The organism is Lentzea roselyniae (assembly GCF_039537795.1).
Lineage (GTDB): Bacteria > Actinomycetota > Actinomycetes > Mycobacteriales > Pseudonocardiaceae > Lentzea > Lentzea atacamensis.
Map to the genome: position 1 here is coordinate 119,301 of NZ_BAABBE010000022.1, position 22,751 is coordinate 142,051.

Here is a 22,751-nt window from a genome sequence, read left to right on the forward strand (position 1 = left end):
GTCACGCCTGGGCCGGGTACCGGAGCCCACGAGAAGGATTCTGTGAGGGAGTAGCACTTGTCGGTTCCCGCAGCGATCGAGGTCGTCGACCTCGCGCTCCAGGCGGCACTCGCCTACGGTCGCGCGGACTTCGGCGCCCGCCTGCGCCAGACTCGGCGCAGGCTGACCGAGGACGGCGTCCGGGTGCTCGTGGTCGGAGAGTTCAAGCAAGGCAAGAGCCATTTGGTCAACGCGCTGCTCAACGCGTCCGTGTGCCCGATCGACGACGACATCGCCACCACGGTTCCCACCATCGTGCGCTACGGGGAGGAGCCCGCGGCCGTGGTCGTGCACGAGTACGGCGGTGAGGCGCCGGCCGAGAGCAAGCCCGTCCCGGTCGACCGGCTCGCGGACTACGTCTGCGACCCCGGCAACCGGCGCGGTGTCAGCTACGCCGAGGTGGGTGTCCCCCGCACGTTGCTGGCCGGTGGGCTGGTCGTGGTGGACACGCCGAGCGTCGGCGGGCTCGCTTCCATGCGCGGTGCGGCGACCATCGCCGCGTTGCCGCTGGCCGACGCGGTGGTGTTCGTCTCGGACGCGGGCTCGGAGTTCACCGCGCCCGAACTGGACTTCCTCCGGCACGCCGCGCAGGTGTGCCCGAACATCATCTGCGCGTTGACGAAGATCGACCTCTACCCGCACTGGCGGCGCATCGCCGAGATCGACCGCCGGCACCTCGCCAACGCCGAGCTGGAGGCGGAGATCGTGCCCGTCTCGTCGACGCTGCGGCTGCACGCGGTCCGCACCAACGACCACATGCTCAACACCGAGTCCGGTTTTCCCGTGCTGATCGGGCACTTGCGCGACCGGATAGCCGGCCAGGCCGACCAGCTCGCGTGCCGCGCCGCGGCGCAGGACGTGCTGGCGGTCACCGAGCAACTGACGACCACCATGCGGGCACAGCTCTCGGCCTACCAGGGCGGTGACGCCTCCGCCGAGCTGATCCGCGAGCTGGAGCTGGCGCAGCTGCGGGCCGATCGGCTGCGGGAACGGTCGGCGCGCTGGCAGCAGACGCTGAGCGACGGCATCGCGGATCTGATCTCGGACATCGAGTACGACTTGCGCGACAGGATGCGGCAGATCGGCCGCGACGCCGAACGCGAGATCGACCAGGCCGATCCCGTCGCGATGGAGGATCAGTTCGCCGCCTGGCTGCAGCAGCAGGTCTCCGGTGCCGCGTCAGCGAACTTCGTGTGGGCGATGGACCGGGGACGCTGGCTCGCCGACCAGGTGGCCGACCACTTCGCCGAGGACGGCGACAAGGTGCTGCCGGACCTGCGTGACGTCGACTTCGCCAGGATGACCGGCTCCATCGATGCCATCGTGATGCCGCGCAACGAGAAGCTGAAGCTGGGCAACAAGCTCATCCTGGGCATGCGCGGCGGTTACGGCGGCACGCTGATGTTCGGCATGGCGGGCACGCTGGTGGGGATGGCGCTGCTGAACCCGTTCTCGATCGCCGCAGGCCTGCTGCTGGGCGGCCGCACGGTGCGCGAGGAACGCAAGAGATTGGTGCAGCGGCGGCAGATGGAGGCCAAGAGCGCGGTCCGCCGGCACCTGGACGACGTCGTTTTCCAGCTGGGCAAGGAGTCCAGGGACATGCTCCGCGAGGTTCAGCGCACGTTGCGCAACCACTTCACCGGTCACGCCGAGGAGCTGCAGCGGTCGGTGAACGACTCGTTGCAGGCGGCGCAGAACGCGTTGCGGGCCAACAAGGAGGAGTGCAAACGCGCGATCGCGGACCTGCAGGCCGAACTCGCCCGCATCGCCGCGCTGGAGGATCGCGCGCGTGATCTGACGGCGGGACCGCAGCTCGTGCTGAGCGAGGTGGCGCGTTGAACACGACTTCGGGACTCGGCGCGTCCGTGCGTGCCGTGATGCGCCGGGCGATCAAGGCGTATCGGGACTGCCCAGACATGGTGGCGTACCTGCAACGGCATCTGGACCGGATGAACGAGCCGCTGCGCGTCGCGATCGCGGGGCAGGTCAAGGCGGGCAAGTCGACGTTGCTGAACGCGTTGGTCGGCGAGGAGATCGCGGCCACCGACGCGGGCGAGTGCACCCGCGCCGTCACCTGGTACCGCGCCGCCGAGACACCGCGGGTCACGTTGCATCCGTCGGACGCCCCGCCCCGGCAGCTGCCGATCGACCGGCGTGACGGTGCGTTGCGCATGGACCTGGGCACGGACCGGGTTGACCGCGTGGTCGTCGACTGGCCGTCACAGCACCTGCGCACCATGACCCTGATCGACACGCCGGGCCTGCAGTCGATCTCCGCGGAGATCTCGGCACGCACGGCCGGCTTCCTGTCCGGTGACGAGGAGCCGGCGGAGGCCGACGCGGTGATCTACCTGATGCGGCACCTGCACTCGAGCAACGTGCGGTTCCTGGAGTCGTTCTACGACCGGGGCATCGCTCGTGCGACGCCGGTGAACACCATCGCGGTGCTGTCGCGGGCGGACGAGATCGGAGCGGGCCGGGTCGACGCGTTGATGTCCGCGCGGCGCATCGCACGCCGGTACGGCGCCGACGAGAAGCTGCGGTCGTTGTGTCAGACCGTCGTGCCGGTGTCCGGTTTGCTGGCGCAGGCGGGCAGGACGATGCGGCAGGCCGAGTTCGCGGCATTCCTCGAGCTCGTGCGGGCGCGGCGGGCCGATGTCGAGGCCGCGCTGCTCTCCGCCGACCGGTTCGCGCGCTACGACGGGCTGGAACCGGACGTCTGCGTCGACCTGTTGCACCGGTTCGGACTGAGCGGTGTCCGGCTGGCCGTCACGTTGGTGCGGCAGGGTTTCGACGGCGCGCCGAAGCTCGCCGCCGAACTGGTGCGGCGCAGCGGCCTCGACGAGCTGCGCGAGGTGCTCACCGCGCAGTTCACCGCTCGTGCCGAGCTGTTGAAGGCGCGGTCCGCACTGCTCGCGCTGGACGTGGTGCTCAGCAGAGCGGTCCGGCCGGAGACGCAGGCGCTGGTCGTCGAGGTGGAACGGATCGTGGCGGGTGCGCACGAGTTCGCCGAGCTGCGGCTGCTCAGCTCGTTGCGGCTGGGCTCGGTGAAGCTCCCCGCCGACGTGCTCGCCGAGGCCGAGAGGTTGCTCGGCGGGCTGGGCGTGGGTTCGACGACCAGGCTGGGTCTCGGTGTGCACGCCACCACGGCCGAGCAGCGCAACGCCGCGCTGGACGCACTGAGCCGGTGGCGACGGCGCCTCGAGAACCCGCTGTCCAGCCTGGCGCTGACCGACGCGTCCCGCATCGTGATCCGCAGCTGCGAGGGCCTGCTGGCAGAGTTCGCTGACTGACGGCATCAGGCCGTCAGCAGGGTGCGGAGCTGGGTGAAGAGCTCGCTGCGGGTCGCGCAACCGAGGCGGCGGCGCATCTTCGCCACGTGGTGTTCGACGGTCTTGGCGGAGATGAACAGTCGTTCGCCGATCTGTTTGTACGTCAGACCGCTCACGACCAGCTCCGCCACCTCGCGCTCACGGCCGCTGAGCGGCGTGCCGAGAAGTTCGGTCGCCACCTGGGTCTGCGCGGGTGTGTCCACAGAGGTCAGCTCACGCGCGAGCGCCAGCAGCGAGCTCATCGCGGCCCGGTCGCGGCAGCGGATCGCGGCCTGCCCGGCCAGCCGCGCACCCTCCCAGGACTGTCCGGCCGCCCACAAACCGCGGGACGCCCGCTCGACCACCGCGACGTCGATGTCGCCTGCCAGCACGCGCAGCCACGCTCGTGCCGCGTCGGCCAGCGCGGGGTGGCTGCCCGCGAACCGGGCCAGAGCGGTGGCGTGCTGGCCGGCCTCCTGCGGTGACTCGGCGACGATGGCCGCCTGCAGGCGAGCCCAGTGCAGCGGCGCCGCCCAGAACGCCGGGCGGCCCAGGTCGTCGAGCAGCTGGTCGGCATCGGCGAGGTGCGCGGCCAGCCACGCGGGCTCGCCGACGCGGGCCGCGGCGATCGCCAGTTCTCCCAACGGCAGCAGCACGTAGAGGTCCGTGGTGTGGTGCAGCACGGCTTCCCGTGCACGGGCCCACGAGTGGGTCAGCGCCACTACGTCACCGGCATGCCGGGCGATCGCGGCGGCCAGCGCGGCGGCGAACAGCTCGTCTCGTGGTTCGAGCAGGTCGCAGGCGTCGAGCAGGGCGCGTGCCGCGGCGAGGTTGCCCTGGCGCATGACGATCCAGGCCCGCAACAGCTGATGCCGGGGCGAGAGATGTCCGCTCAGCACCGACTCGCCGATCGAGAACTCTCCGCAGTGGAGCGCCACGACAGCGGTCAGTGCCGCCGGGTCGTCGGTGAGCAGAGCGGTCTGTCCCACCGGTTCGAGCAGTGCGGCGGCACGGGCCAGCCGGGACAGCGCGGCGGCGGGGGTGCTGGTGATCGTGTCGAGAAGCCCCTGCGCCGTCAGGTGCTGGGCACCGGCGAGCAGCGTCGGTCCGGTGACCGCGGAGGCGAGCACGTGCTGCGCCTCAGAGAGCGCGCCGACGCCGAGCAACGCGGGAACCATCACCAGGGCGTGCTCGCCCAGCGCCGGTGCGCCCAGCCATCGGTAGAGATCCACGCCACGTGCCAGCATGCCCCTGCGCGCCAGCACCGCCGCCGCGACCATGACCGCGCGCGGACGGTCGGGCGCTCGCGGATCGCCGATCACCTGGTCGGTGAAGCGCAGTGCGGTGTCGAGATCACCCGCGAGCGCCGCGGCTTCCGCCTGACGGGCCGGCATCAGCGGGGTGGGTGCGGCCGCAGTGAGGCTCAGAATGGCCTGACGCGCCAGTGGGACGAGGTCTCCGGCGTCGGTGAGCAGACCGGTCGCGAACGCGCCCTCGCACGCGCTCACGCCGACCCCGGCCGCCTTGGCGAGCAGCACCTGGCGCACCTGCTCGTCGAGGCAGTCGAGGTCGTGCCGGAACTGTTCGATCACCCCGTCCGGGATCGTCTCCTGACCGACGAGCCTGCCGTCGGCGAGCCTGCCGGTCTCGTGCAGCGCGGCGACGAACCGGTCCACCAGTGACGGAATGCCGTTGGTCTGCTCGAACAGGAAGTCGGTGAGTTCGTCGCAGGGCGGGTGACCGAGCACGTCCGCCGCGCGGGCGGCCACTGCGGCTCGGTCCAGCCTGCCGAGCACCACCGGCAGACGGCACCTGCCCAGCACCGCGCCCAACGCGCTGAGCGCGGGCGGGCGCGGCCACGGCCGGTAGGCGACCACCAGGCGGTGCGTGCGGGCGACGGCCAGCCTGCGGAGCCGGTCGAGCGTCCCGTCGTCGAGCGCGTGCGCGTCGTCCACCAGCAGCGCGGTGGAAGTGTCCTCTGTGTACTCACGCGCCACCGGGACACCGGCGTCGCGGTAGATGCGGGCGAGTGTTTCCAGCGTGGCGGTCTTACCGCAGCCACCGGGACCTGCGACGGCCGCGACCAGCGGTGCGTGCGGATCTGCGACGACGTCCCGGCAGAGCCGTTGTGCCGCGGACGGCAATGGGGTGCTCCTTCTTCTTGATCGTTTCCCCGACGGCTCTACGGATATCGGCTGTCTGCCCAGAATCTTTAGGCTGGGATCTTCAGCGCGGGGCCCACTCGCTGTTCGCGCCGCACAGGATCACGCACGGCAGCTCGCCCGGCACGTCTCCACGCAGGAAGGCCGCGAACGCCACCGCGCCCGCGGGTTCGACGGCCAGCCGGAACTCCTCCCACAGCCGGCCCCTGGCCGCGAGCAGTTCGGCATCGGACACCAGCACCGACGAAACCCGGTGCCGCTGCAGGATTTCCAGCGCCAGCGAGCCCGCCCTGGTGGCGCCGAGCGCGTCTGCCGCGACGGAGTTCACCGCGGAGTCGACGGGCTCACCGGCGGTCAGCGCGTCGTGCATCGCGCGGCAGTTCTCCGGCTCGACCGCGATGACGCGCCGCCCACCGGAGGCGAGTGCGGCACCGGCCACGAGCCCGCCGCCACCGACGGCGACACCGATCGTGTCCACTTCGGGCACGTCCTCGACGATCTCACGGGTGACCGTCGACTGGCCCTCGATCACCTCGGGATCGTTGTACGCCTCGATGTAGGCCGGTCCGAAATCGCGCGCGGCCGCGGCGGCCTCGGCGTAGGTGGTGCCGTGGCGGATCAGCTTGGCGCCCAGCGCTTCGATGCGGACGGTCTTGCTCTCCGGTGCGGTCACCGGCACGAACACGGTGGCATGTGCGCCGAGCAGTTGCGCGGCCTGGGCCACGGCGATGCCGTGGTTGCCTCCGGACGCGGTCACCACCTCGGAGACGTTCAGCGACAGCAGCTTGTTGACCGCGCCGCGGATCTTGAACGAACCCGTGAGCTGGAGGTGCTCCAGCTTGAACACGAGCGGTCGCCCGTCGACGGTCACGCGCATGACCGGGGTGCGGCGGACGTACTGCGACAACGTTCTCATGTGACCAGCTTCCACAAGAACTGCACGAGAGTCACGATGCCCAGCAGGAAGCACACCAGGACGAACGTGCCGCCGACCATCACGATCAGGCAGGCGCCCCAGGACGTTTCCTCGTGCGGTGTCGCGTCCAGCTCGCGTTGCAGCTCGACCCGCGCTTCCAGGTACAGCGACGCGAGCCGGGTGCGCGCGGTCTCGGTTGGGGCCTCGTCCACGCGGCCCTGCCAGCACAGCGCGACCAGGCGGGCCTCGGCGTGGCGGTAGGCGCGTTCGAAGGCCAGCGTCTCCTCGGGGTCGCGTTCGTCGGAGAGGTAGGTCCAGCGGCCGGCTTGGGCCGGTTGGCCGAGCACGCGATAGACCTCGGCGAGGCGCTCGCGCAGATCGAGCCGGTGCGGGTAGGTGCCGACGAGGCCGGCGACGCGCTGACGTGCGCGAAGCACGTTCGCGAGGTCGCCCCGGCGCAACTCCTCGGCCGCTTTGTGGAGCGTCAGCTCTACCGGCATGAAGATTAGTTTCGCAGGCAGGGCTAGCTTTGACCCGTGTTCGGCCTATCGCTGCTGGTGTCCGGCCTGGCTTGGTGGCTGGGTCTGTACCTGCTCGCCCGTGATCCGCGCAAGCCGCTGATGTGGTGGGCGGGCGCGGGTTTGATCAGCTATGCGGCGGTGATCGTCGTGCCACATCCGGTGCTGGTCGGCCTACCGGCGCTGGCCTGGACGGGTGCAATCCTGCTGCTGGTTCGTTCGCCGCTGATCCGGTGGTGGATCTTCGCGGTCGTGCCGGTGCTCGCCGTTTCGCTCTGGCTGCCGTGGATCGTGCTGCTGCCGCTGGCCGTCGCGACAGCGCTAGCCATAAGGAAACGCACTTACTTTTCACTCGTAGGAGTGATGTTCGGTCTGTCGGCTGGCGCGTTCCTGCTGGGGCTGCTGCCCGACGCGATCACGCTGCCCTCGCTCGGCTTCGACGTGGTGGTGTTCGGAATCCTGGTCGCGGTCACCGACGCGGTCGAGGAGGGTGAGGCGATCCGCGCGGACATGGTGCGGTCCCTCGTGATCGCGGCCTTCACGGCCCTGCTGTTCGGGTCGCAGGTGGTGTTGTTCGGTGGTCCGGATCTGCTCGTCCACACGACGGTCGCGGCGGCGATCGCGGTGCAGGTGCTGGCGAACCCGCTCGCCTCGGTCGTCGACCGGCTGGCCGTGCCCGCTGTCGCGGCCGAGCGCGCCGAGCTGCGCGAGGCTGCCGATTCGTTGCCCAAGCGACGGCCGCTGGTCACCGAGGACGAGGCCGAGTTCGCGCGGCTCACCCGGAAGGCGTTGAGCCACTACGGCGATCTGGGAAAGCTCGTCGCGAGCCCGTTGATCGCTTTGACGGAACCGGGCCCGCCGCTCGATCGAGCCGCGGCGTTGAAGAATCTGCTGTTGACGAGCATTCAACGGCTCAAGCCCGCCGACGGTGATTTCGGCACGAGCGACGAATGGCGTTACTACAACGCCCTGTACTTCTACTACGTCAAGGGAATCCGCCCGTACTCGGTGCGGACCAAGCGTGAGGACCTCGACGCCGAGGACCGCCGCGCGCTGCAGTGGTTCGTGACACAGGTGCCCGAGCGCACGCTCCACAACTGGCAGAACGCCGCCGCGCGCCTGGTCGCGGCGGACCTGATGGCAGGAGTTGGCAGCGCTTGACGTGGTTCTGGCAGCGTTGACCGGGCGATCGTCGGGTCATGTTGAAATTCGCCTTGAAACTCGACGGTGTCGCTTCGTTCGCTCTCGGTCTGCTGACCGTGCTGGTCCGCCCGGAGGTCGGCATGCCGGTGGGATGGCAGCTCGGGCTCGGCCTTTTCTGCGTGTTTTACGGCGTGGGCGTGTTCGCATTGGGCACCCGCGCCAACCCGGACCGCCGAATCGTGTTGCTGATCATCATCGGCAACCTGGTGTGGGGTGCGGACAGCATTCTCACGGCCGCGCTGAACTGGTTCCCGCTCACCGGTGTCGGCACCGTGATGGTCGTCGCTCAGGGACTCGCCGTGATCGGGTTCGCGGTCCTGCAGTTCATCGCTCTTCGCTCGGCGTCTGCCTCAGGGTCCGCGAGCGACCGCGGAACTCGGCCACCGTCTCGGTCCCTCGCCTGACCGTGATGTCGTAGATCCCGCTGCGGCCGAACCGGGTCCGTTCCACCGCCTCCGCCACCAGCTCGTCACCCTCGTGCACGGGCCGGATGAAGTCGATCTCGGCCGTGGCGGCGACGGTGACGGACCCGGTCCTGTTGCAGGCGCAGGCGAACGCCGTGTCCGCCAGCAGGAAGACGTACCCGCCGTGCGCGATGCCGTGGCCGTTGATCATCAGCCCGGTGACCGTCATCCGCAGCAACGCGTACCCGTCGCGCAGCTCGACCGGCGTGATGCCGAGCGCGGTCGAGGCCTGGTCGGCGGCGAGCATCTCAGCAGGACCATTCATTCGTGGCAGCGTAATCACTCTGGCGGTGGTGTCACCTCGCGATGACCGCGCCCTACTGTCCGATTGCTTGATCGCTCAACGTCGGAGGTGGTCATCATGGGTGGATGTTCTTGTTGCAGCTCGTGCACGGGTCCGAGCTGCGGGTGCTGCAACTCCTGCTGAGCGCCCTGAGGAAACGAGGCCGGTGCGAGGTCAGCTCCTCACACCGGCCCTCGCCTGCTCAGCCGGTGTGCGCCCTGGATTCCGCGGATGACTTGGCACTCATCCTCGTGACGACCAGGACGAGATTCAGCAGCGCGCCCGCGACAGCGAGAATCCCGCCGAGCCCCATGACCGGCGCGACCGCCGGAATCGCCGGTCCGTCGAAGAACACGGCGGCATCGTCGTAGCGGAGCAGCAACACGAAGGCCGTCACCAGGGCGATCACGCCACCGGCCACGGCGAGAACCCGGCCGGCCACGGTGTTCCACCACGTGCACGCGTGCAGCACCACCGCGCCGGCGACGTAGACCGGCCAGCCCGGGATGCGGGTCAGCCAGAAGCTCATGCCGCCGTAGTGGGCCCAGGGCAGCATCAACGCCAGTGCGCTGCACACCAGCGCGAGACCGTACGCGATCCACTTCATCATGAGCAGCTCCTCGGCCGGACTGCGACGTCGAGGAAACTCTAGGAGACCGACGCGGAGGCGGAAGATCCCGCGCCGGTCTTCTGCTCAGCGGGGGTCAGCCGACGCACCTGGCGTAGTCGCCGCCCATCGCCGCCTCTTGTCCAGGCGTGCACGGCGATTCCGGAGTGAGGAACGAGTCAGCGTTCTGCTGAAGGAGCGCACGCAGCGCGTTGGACATCCGGGTCGGCTCACCGCTCGCCAGCGCGTCGTTGATCTGCTGGTTGCGGTCCGCGGCTGTGGTGCACGCGATGAAGACGCCGGACATGGTCTGCTTGGGCAGCCAGTACGTCTGGAGATCGAAGTGGCACGGCTGGATCGTCCAGTGTGGCGCGGCCTGTGCGGCGGGGACTGCGAAGAGACTGGCGAACGTGACGGCGCAGGCGATGGCGACGGATCTTCGAACGAATCTGATCACGGAACTCTCCTGTTTTCAGTCAGGACAACATGTCCACCCCCGCAGACGAGGTCGATGGCCGGCAGATCGCTGTTAGCGGCCGTTTGCGCATTCACCCAGTTCAGCTACCGCAGCGGGCCGGAAAAAGGAGCGGTGCAGGAACGCGGGGCGCGTCGCGTTCCTGCACCACGTACAGGGAGGCGCTCGCACTCTGAGCACCTGCCCAATCACGGTAAGTGGCCTAGACCACAGCGTCAATGGGTCTAGACCTCTTCTGTCTGGCGGACAGTGGAACAATTCGGCGGGTGCGTGGAGCCACTGGAATCGGATCACTGCCCGGAACCGACATCGACGAGGCGTCGCGGGTCGTCGTCGGAGAGCTGCCGGAGCTGCCGCACGTGCCGGAACTGCCGGCGCGAGGCGTCGGCGCGGACATGATCGGCCGCACCGCCGGCCTGCTCGTCGACCTCGCGATCGAGGTCATCACCTCCGGCTACCGGGTCAACCCGCGGCCGGGCCGTGACCACCGGCGCGCTGTAGATCTGCTGCGCGGTGACCTGGACGCGTTCGACGAGGCGCTGGAACGTGCGGGTGCGCAGCCGGAGACCGTCAAAGTGCAGGCCGCGGGGCCGTGGACGTTGATGTCGAACATCGAGCTGATGCGCGGCCATCGGGTGCTGACGGACCGCGGTGCGGTGAAGGAGTTCTCCGAGTCGCTCGCGGAGGGGTTGAAGCAGCACGCCGCCCAGGTCGCCAAGCGGACCGGGGCGAAGGTGGTGGTGCAGCTCGACGAACCGGGCCTGCCCGCCGTGCTGCAGGGCCTGCTGCCGACGCCGTCGAAGCTCGGCACCGTGCCGGCCGTGCCCGAACAGGACGCCCGCACCGTGCTCGCCACCGTGATCGACGCGCTGGCGGACCACGAGGTGATGATCCACTGTTGCGCGCCGCAGCCGCCGTTGAAGCTGCTCAGGGAGGCCGGCGCGAGCGCGATCGCGTTCGACATGACGCTGGTCAAGGGGGCAGCGGCGCTCGACGAGATCGGCGAGACCTGGGAGGCGGGCACGACGCTGGTGCTGGGTCTGGTGCCGAGCGTCGACCCCGGCACACCGGTCACGTTGAAGGAGGTGGGTCAGCGGGCGTTCACCCTGGTCGACCGCCTCGGCTTCCCGCGGACGATGCTCGCCGAGAAGGCGTTGCCCACTCCGACGTGCGGTCTGGCGGGTGCGACGTCCAGTTGGGTGAAGCGCGCGCTGTCGCTGACCCGTGACCTCTCCTCGGCCTTTTTGGAACCGCCCGAGGGCTGGTGATGTCCGGTTTGTGGAGCTAGTCTGCTGCGAACTATTAGGAAACTTTCTTAACCGAAGGCCACCGCCGCGGCCTGGACCGGGAGTTCCGAACATGCGCATCAGACGTGCGGCTCTGGTCGCCGCAGTGCTCACAGGTGTGGTCGTGGCGCCTGCTCAGGCGGCCCCCGCTGGACACATCAGGCTCGATCAGGTCGGTTTCGGCAGCACCGAGGCGAAGCACGCGTACGTGCTCGGTGGTGCCGCGAACACCAGGTTCACCGTGGTCGACAGCCGCGGCCGGACCGTGCTGACCGGCAGGACGGGCGCCTCGACGGGCTCGTGGAGCGACAAGTTCCCCGCGGTGCACCCGATCGACTTCTCCTCGGTGAAGATGCCGGGGACGTACCGGATCAAGGTCGGCGGTGCCACCTCCACGCCGTTCAAGATCGACACGCTGAACCGGTTGTTCCAGCCGGTCGCCAACAACACGGTCGAGTTCTTCCAGGCTCAGCGCGACGGCGCCAACGTCATCCCCGGCCGCCTGAACCGCAAGCCCGCGCACCTCACCGACCGCGACGCCATGGTCTACGAGGAGCCGGTGTTCAAGGGCGAGGGCGGCGACCAGATCGCGGCGCCGCTGAAGCCGACGGGCGTGAAGGTCGACGTCGAGGGCGGCTGGTTCGACGCGGGTGACTTCGTGAAGTTCACCCACGCCTCGTCGTACTCGACCGCGTCGATGCTGCTGGCGTTGCGCAACAAGCACAACGACGCCCTCTACGAGGAGGCCAAGTTCGGCCTCAAGTGGCTCGACAAGGTGTGGGACGAGAAGACCGGCGTCCTGTACGCCCAGGTCGGCATCGGCACCGGCTCCGAGGAGTTCGGGTTCGTCGGCGACCACGACGTGTGGCGCCTGCCGGAGGCCGACGACCAGCTCGACGTGAAGCCGGGCGACAGCCACTACTACATCAAGCACCGTCCGGTGTTCCGCGCGAACAAGGCCGGCGAGAAGATCAGCCCGAACCTGGTCGGCCGCGTCGCGGGCTCGTTCGCGCTGGCCGCGCAGATCGAGGCGCGCCGCAACCCGCGTCTGGCGTGCCAGTACCTGGAGAAGGCCGCGTCGCTCTTCGCTCTCGCCAAGACCGAGAACGTCGGCGAGCTCGTGACGGCGTTCCCGCACGCGTACTACCCCGAGTCGTCGTGGACCGACGACCTGGAGTTCGGCGCGACCCAGCTCGCGCTGGCCGCGAAGGCGTTGAACGACAAGCGCTACGGCCAGTTCGCCCGCGCGGCCGCGCACTGGGCCAAGGAGTTCCTGGCGACGCAGGACCCGGACACGTTGAACGTCTACAACATCTCCGCGCTCGGCCACGCCGACCTCGCGAAGCTGCTGAAGGCGGGCGTGCCCGGCGCCGAGGTGACCGAGGCGCAGGTCGTGGGCGACATCCGGCGCCAGCTGCAGAAGGGTGCCGACGCGGCGAAGGCCTCGCCGTTCCGCACCGCGGCCAACGTCGAGACCTGGGACGTCGGCTCGCGCACGTTCGGCTTCATCACGACCGCCGCGCTGTACAAGAAGCTCACCGGCGACAGGAAGTACGAGACGTTCGGTACGCAGCAGCGCGGCTTCGCCCTCGGCACGAACGCCTGGGGCACGACGCTGATCGTGGGCGTCGGCTCGAAGTTCCCGGAGTGTCCGCACCACCAGGCTGCGAACCTCTCGGGCTCGCCGAACGGCGGCTCGAAGGTGCTGGTGGGCGCCGTGATCAACGGTCCGAACGACGCTTCGCTGTTCGGCGACCTCGGTGAGATGCCGCCGGGTTCCGTTGACTGCACCAAGCCGTACACGCTCGAGTTCAACTCGGCGAAGTCCGTGTTCGCGGACGACCTGCGGTCGTGGCCGAGCTCCGAGCCCGCCATCGACTTCACGGCGACGGGTGTGCTCGGCTTCTCCCTGATCGCGAACGGCTGAGTGGCGCCGGCGCGGGCCTGGGTGTCCAATTCGGACTTGTGCTCAGGCTCGCGCTGGTCTTCATGCTGCTCACGGCGGGGTCGGCGCACGCCCTGCCGCTGAACGCCGGCTGCCACGTGCCTGCCTCGCACGATCCCGAGGTGATCCGGACGGTGCTCGAGGCCGGCTCGTCGTTGCGGGTCAGCGACAAGGTGCTGCTCGCCGGGTTCGAGGCCGGGTGGGTCGAGTCGCACATGAACAACCTCGCCTGCGGTGACCGGGATTCGCTCGGTGTGTTCCAGCAACGGCCGTCGATGGGCTGGGGCACGCCTGAGCAGATCATGGACGTCACCTATGCCGCGCGCCGTTTCTTCGAGTACGCGGTGAAGGTGGACCGGCCGGATCTCACGCCGGGGTTGCTCGCGGACGCGGTGCAGCGGTCGTGCTGTCCGGAGCGGTACGACCAGGCTTTGCCGCGGGCCGAGTCGATGTTGCGGCAGGCGTGGCAGGGCGGGCCGGAGGTCGTCGACGGTGTCACTCATGTGGTGGAGGACGGCGATGTCTGGGCCGGTCGTTCGCGGTTGAGCACGGCTGGTGACTTCGTCGGCCGTCCGTCGGTGGCCGGGCGGTTCGTGTTCACCCGGACTGTTCGCGGTGTCGTGACGGTGTTGGCTGACGGGGTGTGGCGGTCGGTTGCTTCCGGTGTGGCGGGCGATCCCGAGGCCGTTCTCCGTCCTGATGGGACGGTTGACGTCTACGCGGTGCTGGCCGACGGCAGCGTGAACGTGCTCGGTGCAAGCTGGCAGCCGCTGAGCCCGCCCGGATTCGCGGCGGGCAAGCCGTCGGCGATCGCGTTCCCGGACGGTTCCGTCGCCGTCCACGTCCGATCCGGCAACGCGCTCATGGTGAACACAGCGGGTGCGTGGCGAGAGATCGCCCAAGGCCTCGAAGCCTCACCCGAAGCGGTGCGCCGGCCGGACGGGACGATCGGCGTCTACGCGCTGATCGGTGGCCGGCCACACCGCCTCGGTACGAGCTGGGAATCCTTGAGCGACACCCGTTTCATCGACACCGTGTCCGCCCAGCCCGACGGCACGATCTACGCACGCAAGGCCGACGGCGAAGTGCTCAAAGCCGGTTGAACGGCTCCGCGTACCGGAACGGCCCACCTACGACCGAACCAAAGAAGCGCGCCTGGAAGTACGGCTCCCACTCGGCAACCGGCGGCGTGATCCCGAACTCCGCGGCCATCCGGAAACCGAACCGCGAGTAGTAGTCCGGGGAACCCAGCAGAATCACCGCACGCTCCCCACGCGCCTCCGCAGCCCCGAGAACAGCGTGCATCAACGCCGAACCCACTCCGGCCCGCTGATGCTCCGGGTGCACGCTGATCGGCCCGAGCCCCAGAGCCGGCACGTCACCGATGTACCCGCGCGTGCACACGACGTGCCCGAGCACCTCGTTCTCGACCAGCGACAACTCGGGGATCCAGCCCTCGTCCTCCCGCAGCTGGTCGATCAGCAGAGCTTCCGGCCCGTTCTTGAACGCGAGGTTCGTGACGGTGCGGATGGCGTCGATGTCTGCGGGTGTCTCCCGCCGGATCAGCATGACGCGCACTGTGGCCAAACCGGTCGTCGCGCGCCACTCAGTTTTCGCCGCCATAATCCGCGGCGTGGCCGTCAGACAGACCGTGATGGTGTGTGTACTCGCTGTGCTCGCATACGGCGTCTTGTGGTGGATGCTCAGCGAGGACGAGCCGCGGGCACCGGAAGCAGCCGTGTTCCTCACCGACTACTCCAAGGCGCAGAAGGGCACCTGCGTCAGGTTCAACGGACCCGGCGAGGACGACCTGGGCCTCACGGTCATCGACTGCGAGGGCGGCCGGGCCGCGTTGAAGATCGGGACCGTCCTCGGCAACACGTCGGGGCAGTGCCCGCGCGGCGACTACAAGGTGTTGCGCGACACCAGGCACAACGCGGCGCTGTGCCTGCTGCCCAACGCCCGGCAGGGTGACTGCTTCGAGCTCGACACCGAGGACCTGCAGAGATCTGTGGTGTCCAAGTTCGACTGTGCGGCGCCGCGGGTGAACGTGCAGGTCGTCGGCGTGGCCCGAGAAAGTTGTCCCGCTGAGGCCGAACTCGGTGTTCCCTATGAGGAGATGACGCTCTGCCTGAGGAGGGTGCGTTGATCTTCTTCGAGGATCCGGCGCAGTTCGACGCCTGGTTGCACGAGCACGGCTCCACGGAGACCGAGCTGTGGATCAAGTACGCCAAGAAGGGGTCCGGGCTGAAGTCGATCACGTACGACGAGGCGCTGGACATCGCGTTGTGCCACGGGTGGATCGACGGGCTCGTGCGGTCCATCGACGACACCTACTACTCGCAGCGGTGGACGCCGAGGACCCCGCGCAGCAAGTGGTCCAAGCGCAACTGCGGCAAGGTCGAGGAGCTGATCGCGGCCGGCAGGATGCTGCCCGCCGGGCTCGCCGAGATCGAGAAGGCGAAGAAGGACGGGCGCTGGGAGGCGGCCTACGCGGGTCCCGCGACGATCGAGATGCCGGACGACCTGCGCGCCGCCCTGGATGCGAACCCCGAGGCCGCGAAGATCTTCGAGACGCTGAGCAGCCAGAACAGGTACGCGATCCTGCTGCGCGTGCACGACGCGAAGAGGCCGGAGACACGCCAGAGGCGCATCGCTCAGTTCGTCGAGAGGCTGGCCGAGGGGTGGAAGCCCTACGCTTGAGCGAATGAAGTGGTTCCGCCGCCGCAAAGCCGAAGACGTCACCCCCTCCTACCTGCCGAACGCGGAGGAGGCCGCCCAGCGCTTCTGGGAGCGGTGGTTCGAGCTCGTACCGGTGGTGAGCGCGGCGCTCGGCGACGGCGAGCCGCACAGGGTCGAGGACGAGCTGCGGGACCTCGTCAGCGCCATGCACCCGGACCTGATGTTCTCGCTCGAACAGGGCCACATGGCGATGTACGCGCTGGTGATCACCGGCCAGGAGGACCCGCGGCTGCGCCCGTACACCGACGCGTGGATCAAGGCAGCGCCACCGGCGGACATGGTGTGGGAGTTCCACGACTCGGTGCCGCCGGTGCCGGATCCGACCGAGGTCGTCGTCAACCTCGGCGAGGTCAGGATGCGGCTGGGCGACTACCGAGTCGTGGCCCAGGTGGACGGTGACGTCGTGGACGTCGCGGTCTACCACCCGGCGCTCGCGGAGCTGACCGACCAGCAGCGGCAGGCGATGACGTTCCTGCCGCTGGACGTCACTCTCGGCGAGCGGCTGGCGGGGGAGCGGTTGCGGCGCGTGGAGACCGCGCAGCTGGAGCCGCAGGGGACGATCAGCCTGCTGGAGCTGCGTTCACTCGTTCGGGAGCTGGCCGGGGTTTCGGACGCCTGAAACTGTCAGACCTGCTCACTAAGCTGTTCCCCGTGACCAGCGAGAGCCTTGAAGACGTCCCCGCAGAGGTGCGCGAGCGGCATGCCGTGCTCGCGGAAGAGGTGCGCACGCACCAGTTCCGCTACTACGTGCTGGACGATCCCATCGTCACCGATGGTGAGTTCGACGAGCTGCTCAAGTCGCTGGAGGCACTGGAGGCGGAGCATCCCGGCCTGGCCACGCCGGACTCGCCGACGCAGCTCGTCGGCGGCACGTTCTCGACCGAGTTCAAGGCGGTCGACCACCTGGAGCGCATGCTCAGCCTGGACAACGTCTTCGCCCAGGACGAGCTGACGGGCTGGTTCGAGCGCGTCCAGAAGGACATCGGCTCCGGCACGCACTTCCTGTGCGAGCTGAAGATCGACGGCCTCGCGATCAACCTGCTCTACGAGAAGGGCAGGCTCACGCGCGCGCTCACCCGTGGCGACGGCCGCACGGGCGAGGACGTCACGTTGAACGTCCGCACCATCGCGGACGTGCCGGAGGTCCTCAAGGGCTCGGCCGACTACCCGGTGCCGGACCTGGTCGAGGTGCGCGGCGAGGTCTTCTTCGCGGTCGAGGACTTCCTGGCGCTGAACGCCTCCCTCGTCGAGCAGGGCAAGCCGCCGTTCGCGAACCCGCGCAACACCGCGGCGGGTTCGTTGCGGCAGAAGGACCCGAAGGTCACCGCGGCGCGCAAGCTGCGGATGATCTGCCACGGCATCGGCAAGACGGCGGGCTTCGAGGTCGCCCGGCAGTCGCTGGCCTACGAGGCGCTGAAGTCGTGGGGCCTCCCGGTTTCCCCGCACACCAAGGTGCTCACGGATCCGGCCGACATCCGCAAGCACGTCGAGTACTGGGGCGAGCACCGGCACGACGCGATCCACGAGATCGACGGCGTCGTCATCAAGGTCGACGAGGTGTCGCTGCAGCGCCGCCTCGGCACGACGTCGCGCGCGCCGCGGTGGGCCATCGCGTACAAGTACCCGCCGGAGGAAGCCACCACGACGTTGCTGGACATCCAGGTCCAGGTGGGTCGCACCGGCCGCGTCACGCCGTTCGCGTTGATGGAACCGGTGAAGGTGGCGGGCTCGACGGTCGCGCGCGCCACGCTGCACAACGCGTCCGAGGTGAAGCGCAAGGGCGTGCTGATCGGCGACCGCATCGTCATCCGCAAGGCGGGCGACGTGATTCCCGAGGTGCTGGGCCCCGTGCTGGCCGCGCGGCCGGCCGACGCGCGCGAGTTCGTCATGCCGACGCGCTGTCCCGAGTGCAACGCCGCGCTGCGTCCGATGAAGGAAGGCGACGTCGACATCCGCTGCCCCAACGCGGAGACGTGCCCTGGCCAGCTGCGCGAACGGCTGGCGTACCTGGCTTCCCGTGCGGCGCTCGACATCGAGGTGCTCGGCTACGAGGCCGCCGCCGCGATCACCGAGTCCACGGTGTACACGAACGAGGCAGACCTCTTCGACCTCGACGCCGAGGCGCTGCAGCAGATCGAGCGCTTCAGGACGAAGAGCGGCGACCTCTCCGCGAACGCCCTGAAGCTCCTGGACAACCTGGAAGCCGCCAAGTCCCGTCCGCTGTGGAGGGTGCTGGTCGCGCTGTCGATCCGCCACGTCGGCCCGACCGCCGCCCGCGCGCTGGCGCTGCAGTTCGGCTCGATGGACGCGATCCTCGCCGCCGAGGAGGAGGTGCTGGCCGGCACCGAGGGGGTGGGCCCGACCATCGCGACCGCCGTGGTCGAGTGGCGCGAAACCGAGTGGCGCCAGCACGTCGTGGAGCGGTGGCGGGCCGCGGGCGTGCGGATGGAGGACGAACGCGACGCGTCCATCACCCGCAACCTCGAAGGCCTGTCCATCGTGGTCACCGGCTCGCTGACCGAGTTCTCCCGCGACTCGGCCAAGGAGTCGATCCTGGCGCGCGGTGGCAAGGCTGCCGGTTCGGTCTCCAAGAAAACCGCTTTCGTGGTCGTCGGCGACTCGCCAGGATCGAAGTACGACAAGGCCATCTCCCTGAAGGTCCCCGTGCTCGACGAGGCGGGCTTCCGCGTCCTGCTGGAGCAGGGCCCGGACGCGGCGAGGGAGGTGGCCGTCATCGGGGAAGAAGGCACAGATGGCTGACCTGATCATCCGCCCTGCGACGGAGGCCGACCTGCCCGCGGTCGGCTCCGTGACGGTCGAGGCCTACCGCGTGGACGGCTTCCTCGACGGAACGGACGACTACGCCGATCACCTCGCCGACGCCGCGAGCCGGTTCCGGGACGCGGAGCTCCTGGTAGCCGTCGACGGCGCGTCCGGCGAGGTGCTCGGCTCCGTGACGGTCGTGCTGCCGGGAACGCACTACGCGGAGATCTCCCGGCAGGGAGAGCTGGAGTTCCGCATGCTCGCGGTCGCCGCCTCGGCTCGCGGCCGCGGCGTCGGTGAAGCCCTCGTGCGGGCAGTGCTCGAGCGGGCTCGCGCGGCCGGGGTGTCGCACGTCGTGCTGTCGTCCTCGGAGAAGATGCTGGCGGCGCACCGGTTGTACGAACGGCTCGGCTTCACGCGCCTCCCGGAACGCGACTGGGCCCCGCTGCCCGGCGTGAACCTGGTGGCCTACGCGTACGGGATGCCGCTCTGATCGAAGGCAACCGCATCACCCGCCGCGCGTCCACCGAACAGCCGCTGGTGGGCGCGAATGGGGGTTCGCGAAATGAGACAGGCTGCCGTCCTGTTCGTGCTGGTGCTGCTGCTGGCCGCATCAGCGGCACCGAGGCACCTGTCGCCCCACGACCAGCGGCAGATCGAGGAGATGGCTCAGCGCTACTTGCAGCACCGCGCGGACAAGGTCACCAACCGTCCTCAGACGCCCGGCTTCGGTGTGCCCACGACCGACGCGCTGGCCGCCGAGCTCCGCACCGACGAAACCAGGCTCGGTGCCCGCCGCACGATGCTCGGTTCTCTGGGGTTCGGGGGCTACTCCCGCGCGGAGGTCAACACCAGCCTGTTGCGGCTCAACGTGCCGAATGGCGGCGGCGTTGTCGTTCACCTCCGCGAGCTGACCCACCTGTACTTCGAGAGGTCCAGATCGGTGACGCACACCAGCTACGGTATGACCCACGTGCTGATCTTCAACAGCACCACCACCGGCTGGGTCCTTGCGGTCGCCACGCGCCCGCCGCACTCCAAGTGCGGGCTTCCTCCGGAGACGCAGTTCTGCGGTCCCTTGTCAGAGCGATGACATGATCCGCGCCCGCAGCCTGAGATCCCCGGCAGCCTGCTCGTACAGCAGGTCCCGCAGCACGTCCGCGGGCAGGGCTCTCAGCACGTCCTTCAGCTCCACGTCCTCGGCATCAGGAGGCGGCACGGTCTCACCCCGGTCCAGCAACACCAGCCCCACGGCAACGCAGTGCTTGCAGAAGAACCCCTCCGACCCGTGCGGACAGCTGCACGACCCCACCAGATGCGTGTCCGACCATGAGAGCTCCACCGCGTAGGCCGTGTCGTCACTGCCCCGCACCCGAGCCGCCACGTGCCTGCTGTGCACCCGCAAGGACAGCACGGCGTCGCGGTAGGTGAGGCCGCGCCAGTACGACTTGGTGCCCGCGCGGTGCAGCAGCAGCTCGGTGGTGAGGGTCGTAGACACGACGGTCATCCAACCGGGTGACCCCGGAAAGGACCAACATGATCGCGATCGGCCCGCTCGTCCCGTCGGACCGCGCCAGGTGGCAGGAGCTCTTCGAGGGCTACAACACCTTCTACGAACGCACGCTGCCGGCGGAAATCTACGACGAGAAGTGGCAGGCGTTCCAGGAGGGCAAAGCCATCCACGCCCTGTGCGCACGCGACGAGGGCATCATCGTCGGCATCACGCACTTCTTCAAACACCCCAGCACGTCCAGCCAGGACGTCTGCTACCTGCAGGACCTCTTCACCGCCCCCGAGGCGCGCGGCCGTGGCGTCGGCCGCGCGCTCATCGAGGCGGTGGCCCAGTGGGCGAAACAGCAGGACTGCTGTCGCCTGTACTGGCACACGAAGGAGTCGAACGAGACCGCCCGCCGGCTCTACGACCAGGTCGCGGAGAAGACCCCGTTCGTCCACTACCGCATCGTGCTCTAACGCGCGGTCGCTTCCAGGTCCAGCAACGTCACGGCGGCGCGGAAGTACTTGTTTGTGCCCAGATCGCGCACGGTCTTGATGTTGAACGCGGCCTTGAGCTTCTCCGCGTCGCCGGTGCTCACGCCCTGCAACGCGTCGACGGGGGCGTCCAGGATCTCGTTGAGCGGGAGGTTCTCGTACTCCTTGTCGAGGAGCATGTCGAGGTTCACAGTGACAGCCATGATCTTCTACCTCCTGGAATCAGTGCGATCACGCCGATTCTGGTGGTAGATCGCGGACCCCGCAGAACGCGGCGACGCTCCTCGCGATCAGCGCTTGCGCCGCATCACGGCGACGACGATCACCCCGGCCACCGCGAGCAGCCCGGCCGCCCCCAGCGCCAGATCTCCCACGGCGAGGTCGGATTGGGCGAACGTCAGCGCCAGTCGCATGTCTCCAAGCTAGCCCTTGGAGCAACGCGCGCACGAGTTTTGTGTGGGACCGTATGAAGTGTGCTGCAAGCCTGTCTGAACGGCTCCCGCACAGCCGAGGAGCACCCGGCCCTGCCGCTCACGCCCGAGCGGCTGGCGGAGGACGCCGCCGACGTCGCCGCGCTCGGCGTCACCTCGGTGCACATCCACCCGAGAGACGTCATCGGCGCGCCCACGCTCGTCGGCCCGGAGGTCGCCACGACGATCGCCACGGTGAGGGCCGCCGTGCCGGGCATCGAGATCAGCGTGTCGACGCACGTTCCCGGCAGCCGCGAGATGCTGATCGGGAGCTGGGCGCCTCTCGCGGCCGGGCGGCCCGACATCGCGAGCGTGCACGTCGGTGATCCCGGCTGGAGGGAGCTGGCCCAGGCACTGCACCGGGTCAACGTGGGTGTCGAGCTCGTCGTCGAGTCCGCGGGTCAGCTCGGTGAGCTGCCTCCGGGTGCCACGCGGATCACCGTCACGGCGACCGCGGCGACGGCCGAACAACTGCTGCGGGAGGTGGAACCGCTGGGCCTGCCGATCCTGTTGCACGGCAGGGAGAACGACGCCTGGCCGGTCTTCACCTACGCCGCCAGGCTCGAACACGGCGTCCGCATGGGGCTCGAGGACACGCTGACCATGCCCGACGGGCGTACGGCCAAGAACAACGCCGAGCTGGTCGCGATGGCCAGGCGCAACCAGAAGGCCAAGGCCCCCGGCTAGTCGGGCAGAACGACCGCGACGATCCCCGCCAGGTGGGCCAGCCGCGCGACCTCGGCCGCACGGAACATCGGCCCGCCGGGACGTCCGACGACCAGCACCCGGTCGGGCTTGCCCAGCGGCGTGGCGGCGAGCTCGGTGCCCAGTTCGCGCCAGGGCTCCGGCACCCACTCCTCCTCGCCGTCGAGCACGGTGGCGCGCTCCAGCGGGAACCACGGGGCGTCGGCCATCCGCGTCTCGGGAGCCGCGGAGGACGCGGTCAGCCGGTTGATCCCGGTGCCCTCCGGCCCTACGACCACGGCCCACCCGGCGCGGATGATCTTCGGGACGCCCTCGGTGAAGATCTCGAGGCCCTTGTGCGGCACCTCTGCGACTTCCTCGACGAGCTCCAGCTCGCGGTGGGTGTCGAGAATGCCCGCGTACGGGCGCACGGCGTCGACCTCGACGCCCTCGACGGACTCGGCCGCGGTGATCAACGTGTCGGGCAGGCGGCCGGAGGGGAGCTCCACCACCAGGTCGTCGATGGCCAGGCCGGAACCGCGTTCCACCACGTCGACGCTGAGTATGTCCGCCCCGATCTCGCCCAAAGCCGTTGCGACCGCGCCGAGGGTGCCGGGACGGTCCGGGAGCTGGACCCGGATCAGGAACGACAAGGTGAACGCCTCCATAGCTCGTGCGCGTGACCCCGCGTCTCGCGCCGTTGCCGGTCGGTGATTCTCGCAGACGCATCCTCAATGCATGACCCGCTGTCCGCGTTGCGGAACGGTTAAGACCACATCTCATTTGGGGTTGTCGTGGGTGAGCAGGTCCAGCTTGATGGCTCGGCGGTAGCAGATCACCGCGCAGGCCAGCTGGGCGAATGCCGTGAAGTGGGCGGCCTTGCGTTCGTAGCGG

Annotated in this window: 26 protein-coding genes; 15 read left to right on the forward strand and 11 right to left on the reverse strand. The window is 69.2% G+C overall.

Features of this window, described 5'->3' with window-relative positions; translation table 11 throughout:
* Positions 1–57 precede the first annotated feature (57 nt).
* Both ABFX45_RS32415 and ABFX45_RS32420 read left to right on the forward strand, forming a co-directional pair.
* Positions 58–1,878: a dynamin family protein gene (locus ABFX45_RS32415; protein WP_109634375.1), complete on the forward strand. Its 1,821-nt coding sequence runs from the start codon at positions 58–60 to the stop codon at positions 1,876–1,878.
* Positions 1,875–3,332 (forward strand): dynamin family protein, encoded by a 1,458-nt coding sequence (locus ABFX45_RS32420; protein ID WP_233439370.1) that lies wholly within the window; start codon positions 1,875–1,877, stop codon positions 3,330–3,332. Before ABFX45_RS32415 ends, ABFX45_RS32420 begins: the two co-directional genes overlap by 4 nt.
* Positions 3,333–3,337: 5 nt before the next feature.
* Here ABFX45_RS32420 and ABFX45_RS32425 read toward each other — a convergent pair whose 3' ends face one another.
* The 3 genes from ABFX45_RS32425 to ABFX45_RS32435 all read right to left on the reverse strand — a co-directional run bounded on the left by ABFX45_RS32425 (position 3,338) and on the right by ABFX45_RS32435 (position 6,928).
* Positions 3,338–5,494: a LuxR C-terminal-related transcriptional regulator gene (locus ABFX45_RS32425; RefSeq protein WP_346134089.1), complete on the reverse strand. Its 2,157-nt coding sequence runs from the start codon at positions 5,492–5,494 to the stop codon at positions 3,338–3,340.
* Between the two features lie 82 nt (positions 5,495–5,576).
* Positions 5,577–6,428: a serine/threonine dehydratase gene (locus ABFX45_RS32430; protein ID WP_346134091.1), complete on the reverse strand. Its 852-nt coding sequence runs from the start codon at positions 6,426–6,428 to the stop codon at positions 5,577–5,579.
* Positions 6,425–6,928 (reverse strand): DUF6584 family protein, encoded by a 504-nt coding sequence (locus ABFX45_RS32435; RefSeq protein WP_109634367.1) that lies wholly within the window; start codon positions 6,926–6,928, stop codon positions 6,425–6,427. Before ABFX45_RS32435 ends, ABFX45_RS32430 begins: the two co-directional genes overlap by 4 nt.
* A gap of 36 nt (positions 6,929–6,964) precedes the next feature.
* On the opposite strand from ABFX45_RS32435, the gene ABFX45_RS32440 reads away from it, so the two are divergent.
* Both ABFX45_RS32440 and ABFX45_RS32445 read left to right on the forward strand, forming a co-directional pair.
* Positions 6,965–8,107 carry a hypothetical protein gene (locus ABFX45_RS32440; protein WP_112230867.1) on the forward strand — a complete coding sequence of 381 codons (1,143 nt, stop codon included), beginning with the start codon at positions 6,965–6,967 and terminating at the stop codon, positions 8,105–8,107.
* Between the two features lie 38 nt (positions 8,108–8,145).
* The gene (locus ABFX45_RS32445) at positions 8,146–8,553 is read left to right on the forward strand and encodes a hypothetical protein (protein WP_109634363.1); all 408 of its coding nucleotides are present in this window, start codon (positions 8,146–8,148) and stop codon (positions 8,551–8,553) included.
* On the opposite strand, the gene paaI is transcribed toward ABFX45_RS32445, so the two are convergent.
* From paaI to ABFX45_RS32460, 3 genes are all read right to left on the reverse strand, one after another.
* A complete protein-coding gene (gene paaI, locus ABFX45_RS32450; protein ID WP_109634361.1) occupies positions 8,474–8,878 on the reverse strand; it encodes a hydroxyphenylacetyl-CoA thioesterase PaaI in 405 nt (134 codons plus the stop codon). The two genes, ABFX45_RS32445 and paaI, sit on opposite strands and share 80 nt — an antisense overlap.
* Positions 8,879–9,098: 220 nt before the next feature.
* Positions 9,099–9,506 carry a hypothetical protein gene (locus ABFX45_RS32455; protein WP_109634359.1) on the reverse strand — a complete coding sequence of 136 codons (408 nt, stop codon included), beginning with the start codon at positions 9,504–9,506 and terminating at the stop codon, positions 9,099–9,101.
* Positions 9,507–9,600: 94 nt separating this feature from the next.
* Positions 9,601–9,960 carry a hypothetical protein gene (locus ABFX45_RS32460; RefSeq protein ID WP_109634357.1) on the reverse strand — a complete coding sequence of 120 codons (360 nt, stop codon included), beginning with the start codon at positions 9,958–9,960 and terminating at the stop codon, positions 9,601–9,603.
* A 236-nt stretch (positions 9,961–10,196) separates the two neighbouring features.
* Between ABFX45_RS32460 and ABFX45_RS32465 the strand changes: the two genes are divergently transcribed.
* The 3 genes from ABFX45_RS32465 to ABFX45_RS32475 all read left to right on the forward strand — a co-directional run bounded on the left by ABFX45_RS32465 (position 10,197) and on the right by ABFX45_RS32475 (position 14,312).
* Entirely contained in the window at positions 10,197–11,246 is a 1,050-nt protein-coding gene (locus tag ABFX45_RS32465; protein WP_109634354.1) for a methionine synthase, read from the forward strand.
* Between the two features lie 91 nt (positions 11,247–11,337).
* Positions 11,338–13,191 carry a glycoside hydrolase family 9 protein gene (locus ABFX45_RS32470; protein WP_109634352.1) on the forward strand — a complete coding sequence of 618 codons (1,854 nt, stop codon included), beginning with the start codon at positions 11,338–11,340 and terminating at the stop codon, positions 13,189–13,191.
* A gap of 38 nt (positions 13,192–13,229) precedes the next feature.
* Positions 13,230–14,312 carry a PLL family lectin gene (locus tag ABFX45_RS32475; protein ID WP_346134096.1) on the forward strand — a complete coding sequence of 361 codons (1,083 nt, stop codon included), beginning with the start codon at positions 13,230–13,232 and terminating at the stop codon, positions 14,310–14,312.
* Here ABFX45_RS32475 and ABFX45_RS32480 read toward each other — a convergent pair.
* Positions 14,299–14,778: a GNAT family N-acetyltransferase gene (locus ABFX45_RS32480; RefSeq protein ID WP_109635247.1), complete on the reverse strand. Its 480-nt coding sequence runs from the start codon at positions 14,776–14,778 to the stop codon at positions 14,299–14,301. The genes ABFX45_RS32475 and ABFX45_RS32480 overlap by 14 nt on opposite strands.
* A gap of 64 nt (positions 14,779–14,842) precedes the next feature.
* Between ABFX45_RS32480 and ABFX45_RS32485 the strand changes: the two genes are divergently transcribed.
* From ABFX45_RS32485 to ABFX45_RS32510, 6 genes are all read left to right on the forward strand, one after another.
* Positions 14,843–15,358: an LppU/SCO3897 family protein gene (locus ABFX45_RS32485; protein ID WP_146231458.1), complete on the forward strand. Its 516-nt coding sequence runs from the start codon at positions 14,843–14,845 to the stop codon at positions 15,356–15,358.
* Positions 15,355–15,912, forward strand: a complete 558-nt coding sequence (locus ABFX45_RS32490) for a YdeI/OmpD-associated family protein (RefSeq protein WP_170166733.1) — start codon at positions 15,355–15,357, stop codon at positions 15,910–15,912. The genes ABFX45_RS32485 and ABFX45_RS32490 overlap by 4 nt, the downstream gene beginning before the upstream one ends.
* Before the next feature lie 4 nt (positions 15,913–15,916).
* Positions 15,917–16,570, forward strand: coding sequence for a hypothetical protein (locus ABFX45_RS32495; protein WP_109634342.1), 654 nt, complete (start codon positions 15,917–15,919; stop codon positions 16,568–16,570).
* Between the two features lie 32 nt (positions 16,571–16,602).
* Entirely contained in the window at positions 16,603–18,711 is a 2,109-nt protein-coding gene (ligA, locus tag ABFX45_RS32500) for an NAD-dependent DNA ligase LigA (protein WP_233442486.1), read from the forward strand.
* Entirely contained in the window at positions 18,704–19,207 is a 504-nt protein-coding gene (locus ABFX45_RS32505) for a GNAT family N-acetyltransferase (RefSeq protein ID WP_109634337.1), read from the forward strand. The genes ligA and ABFX45_RS32505 overlap by 8 nt, the downstream gene beginning before the upstream one ends.
* A 72-nt stretch (positions 19,208–19,279) precedes the next feature.
* Positions 19,280–19,807: a hypothetical protein gene (locus tag ABFX45_RS32510; protein ID WP_346134100.1), complete on the forward strand. Its 528-nt coding sequence runs from the start codon at positions 19,280–19,282 to the stop codon at positions 19,805–19,807.
* On the opposite strand, the gene ABFX45_RS32515 is transcribed toward ABFX45_RS32510, so the two are convergent.
* Positions 19,796–20,212 (reverse strand): SWIM zinc finger family protein, encoded by a 417-nt coding sequence (locus tag ABFX45_RS32515; protein WP_146231457.1) that lies wholly within the window; start codon positions 20,210–20,212, stop codon positions 19,796–19,798. The genes ABFX45_RS32510 and ABFX45_RS32515 overlap by 12 nt on opposite strands.
* 38 nt (positions 20,213–20,250) lie before the next feature.
* Here ABFX45_RS32515 and ABFX45_RS32520 point away from each other — a divergent pair, with 38 nt between their 5' ends.
* Positions 20,251–20,685 (forward strand): GNAT family N-acetyltransferase, encoded by a 435-nt coding sequence (locus ABFX45_RS32520; RefSeq protein ID WP_346134102.1) that lies wholly within the window; start codon positions 20,251–20,253, stop codon positions 20,683–20,685.
* Here ABFX45_RS32520 and ABFX45_RS32525 read toward each other — a convergent pair.
* Entirely contained in the window at positions 20,682–20,906 is a 225-nt protein-coding gene (locus ABFX45_RS32525; protein ID WP_346134104.1) for a hypothetical protein, read from the reverse strand. The two genes, ABFX45_RS32520 and ABFX45_RS32525, sit on opposite strands and share 4 nt — an antisense overlap.
* Before the next feature lie 87 nt (positions 20,907–20,993).
* Positions 20,994–21,116, reverse strand: coding sequence for a hypothetical protein (locus ABFX45_RS32530; RefSeq protein WP_267900055.1), 123 nt, complete (start codon positions 21,114–21,116; stop codon positions 20,994–20,996).
* Positions 21,117–21,176: 60 nt separating this feature from the next.
* On the opposite strand from ABFX45_RS32530, the gene ABFX45_RS32535 reads away from it, so the two are divergent.
* Entirely contained in the window at positions 21,177–21,860 is a 684-nt protein-coding gene (locus tag ABFX45_RS32535) for a 3-keto-5-aminohexanoate cleavage protein (protein WP_109634324.1), read from the forward strand.
* On the opposite strand, the gene ABFX45_RS32540 is transcribed toward ABFX45_RS32535, so the two are convergent.
* Positions 21,857–22,510 (reverse strand): ACT domain-containing protein, encoded by a 654-nt coding sequence (locus ABFX45_RS32540; protein WP_170154868.1) that lies wholly within the window; start codon positions 22,508–22,510, stop codon positions 21,857–21,859. The genes ABFX45_RS32535 and ABFX45_RS32540 overlap by 4 nt on opposite strands.
* Positions 22,511–22,751 lie beyond the last annotated feature (241 nt).

Excerpts from the sequence above, each read along its gene's own strand:
- ABFX45_RS32525 (WP_346134104.1), bottom strand. The coding sequence starts at position 20,906 with ATGGCTGTCACTGTGAACCTCGACATGCTCCTCGACAAGGAGTACGAG.
- ABFX45_RS32465 (WP_109634354.1), top strand. The coding sequence starts at position 10,197 with ATGGGTCTAGACCTCTTCTGTCTGGCGGACAGTGGAACAATTCGGCGG.
- ABFX45_RS32505 (WP_109634337.1), top strand. The coding sequence starts at position 18,704 with ATGGCTGACCTGATCATCCGCCCTGCGACGGAGGCCGACCTGCCCGCG.
- ABFX45_RS32445 (WP_109634363.1), top strand. The coding sequence starts at position 8,146 with ATGTTGAAATTCGCCTTGAAACTCGACGGTGTCGCTTCGTTCGCTCTC.
- ABFX45_RS32495 (WP_109634342.1), top strand. The coding sequence starts at position 15,917 with ATGAAGTGGTTCCGCCGCCGCAAAGCCGAAGACGTCACCCCCTCCTAC.
- ABFX45_RS32510 (WP_346134100.1), top strand. The coding sequence starts at position 19,280 with ATGAGACAGGCTGCCGTCCTGTTCGTGCTGGTGCTGCTGCTGGCCGCA.
- ABFX45_RS32435 (WP_109634367.1), bottom strand. The coding sequence starts at position 6,928 with ATGCCGGTAGAGCTGACGCTCCACAAAGCGGCCGAGGAGTTGCGCCGG.
- ABFX45_RS32480 (WP_109635247.1), bottom strand. The coding sequence starts at position 14,778 with ATGCTGATCCGGCGGGAGACACCCGCAGACATCGACGCCATCCGCACC.
- ABFX45_RS32530 (WP_267900055.1), bottom strand. The coding sequence starts at position 21,116 with ATGCGACTGGCGCTGACGTTCGCCCAATCCGACCTCGCCGTGGGAGAT.
- ABFX45_RS32455 (WP_109634359.1), bottom strand. The coding sequence starts at position 9,506 with ATGATGAAGTGGATCGCGTACGGTCTCGCGCTGGTGTGCAGCGCACTG.
- paaI (WP_109634361.1), bottom strand. The coding sequence starts at position 8,878 with ATGAATGGTCCTGCTGAGATGCTCGCCGCCGACCAGGCCTCGACCGCG.
- ABFX45_RS32520 (WP_346134102.1), top strand. The coding sequence starts at position 20,251 with ATGATCGCGATCGGCCCGCTCGTCCCGTCGGACCGCGCCAGGTGGCAG.
- ABFX45_RS32430 (WP_346134091.1), bottom strand. The coding sequence starts at position 6,428 with ATGAGAACGTTGTCGCAGTACGTCCGCCGCACCCCGGTCATGCGCGTG.
- ABFX45_RS32470 (WP_109634352.1), top strand. The coding sequence starts at position 11,338 with ATGCGCATCAGACGTGCGGCTCTGGTCGCCGCAGTGCTCACAGGTGTG.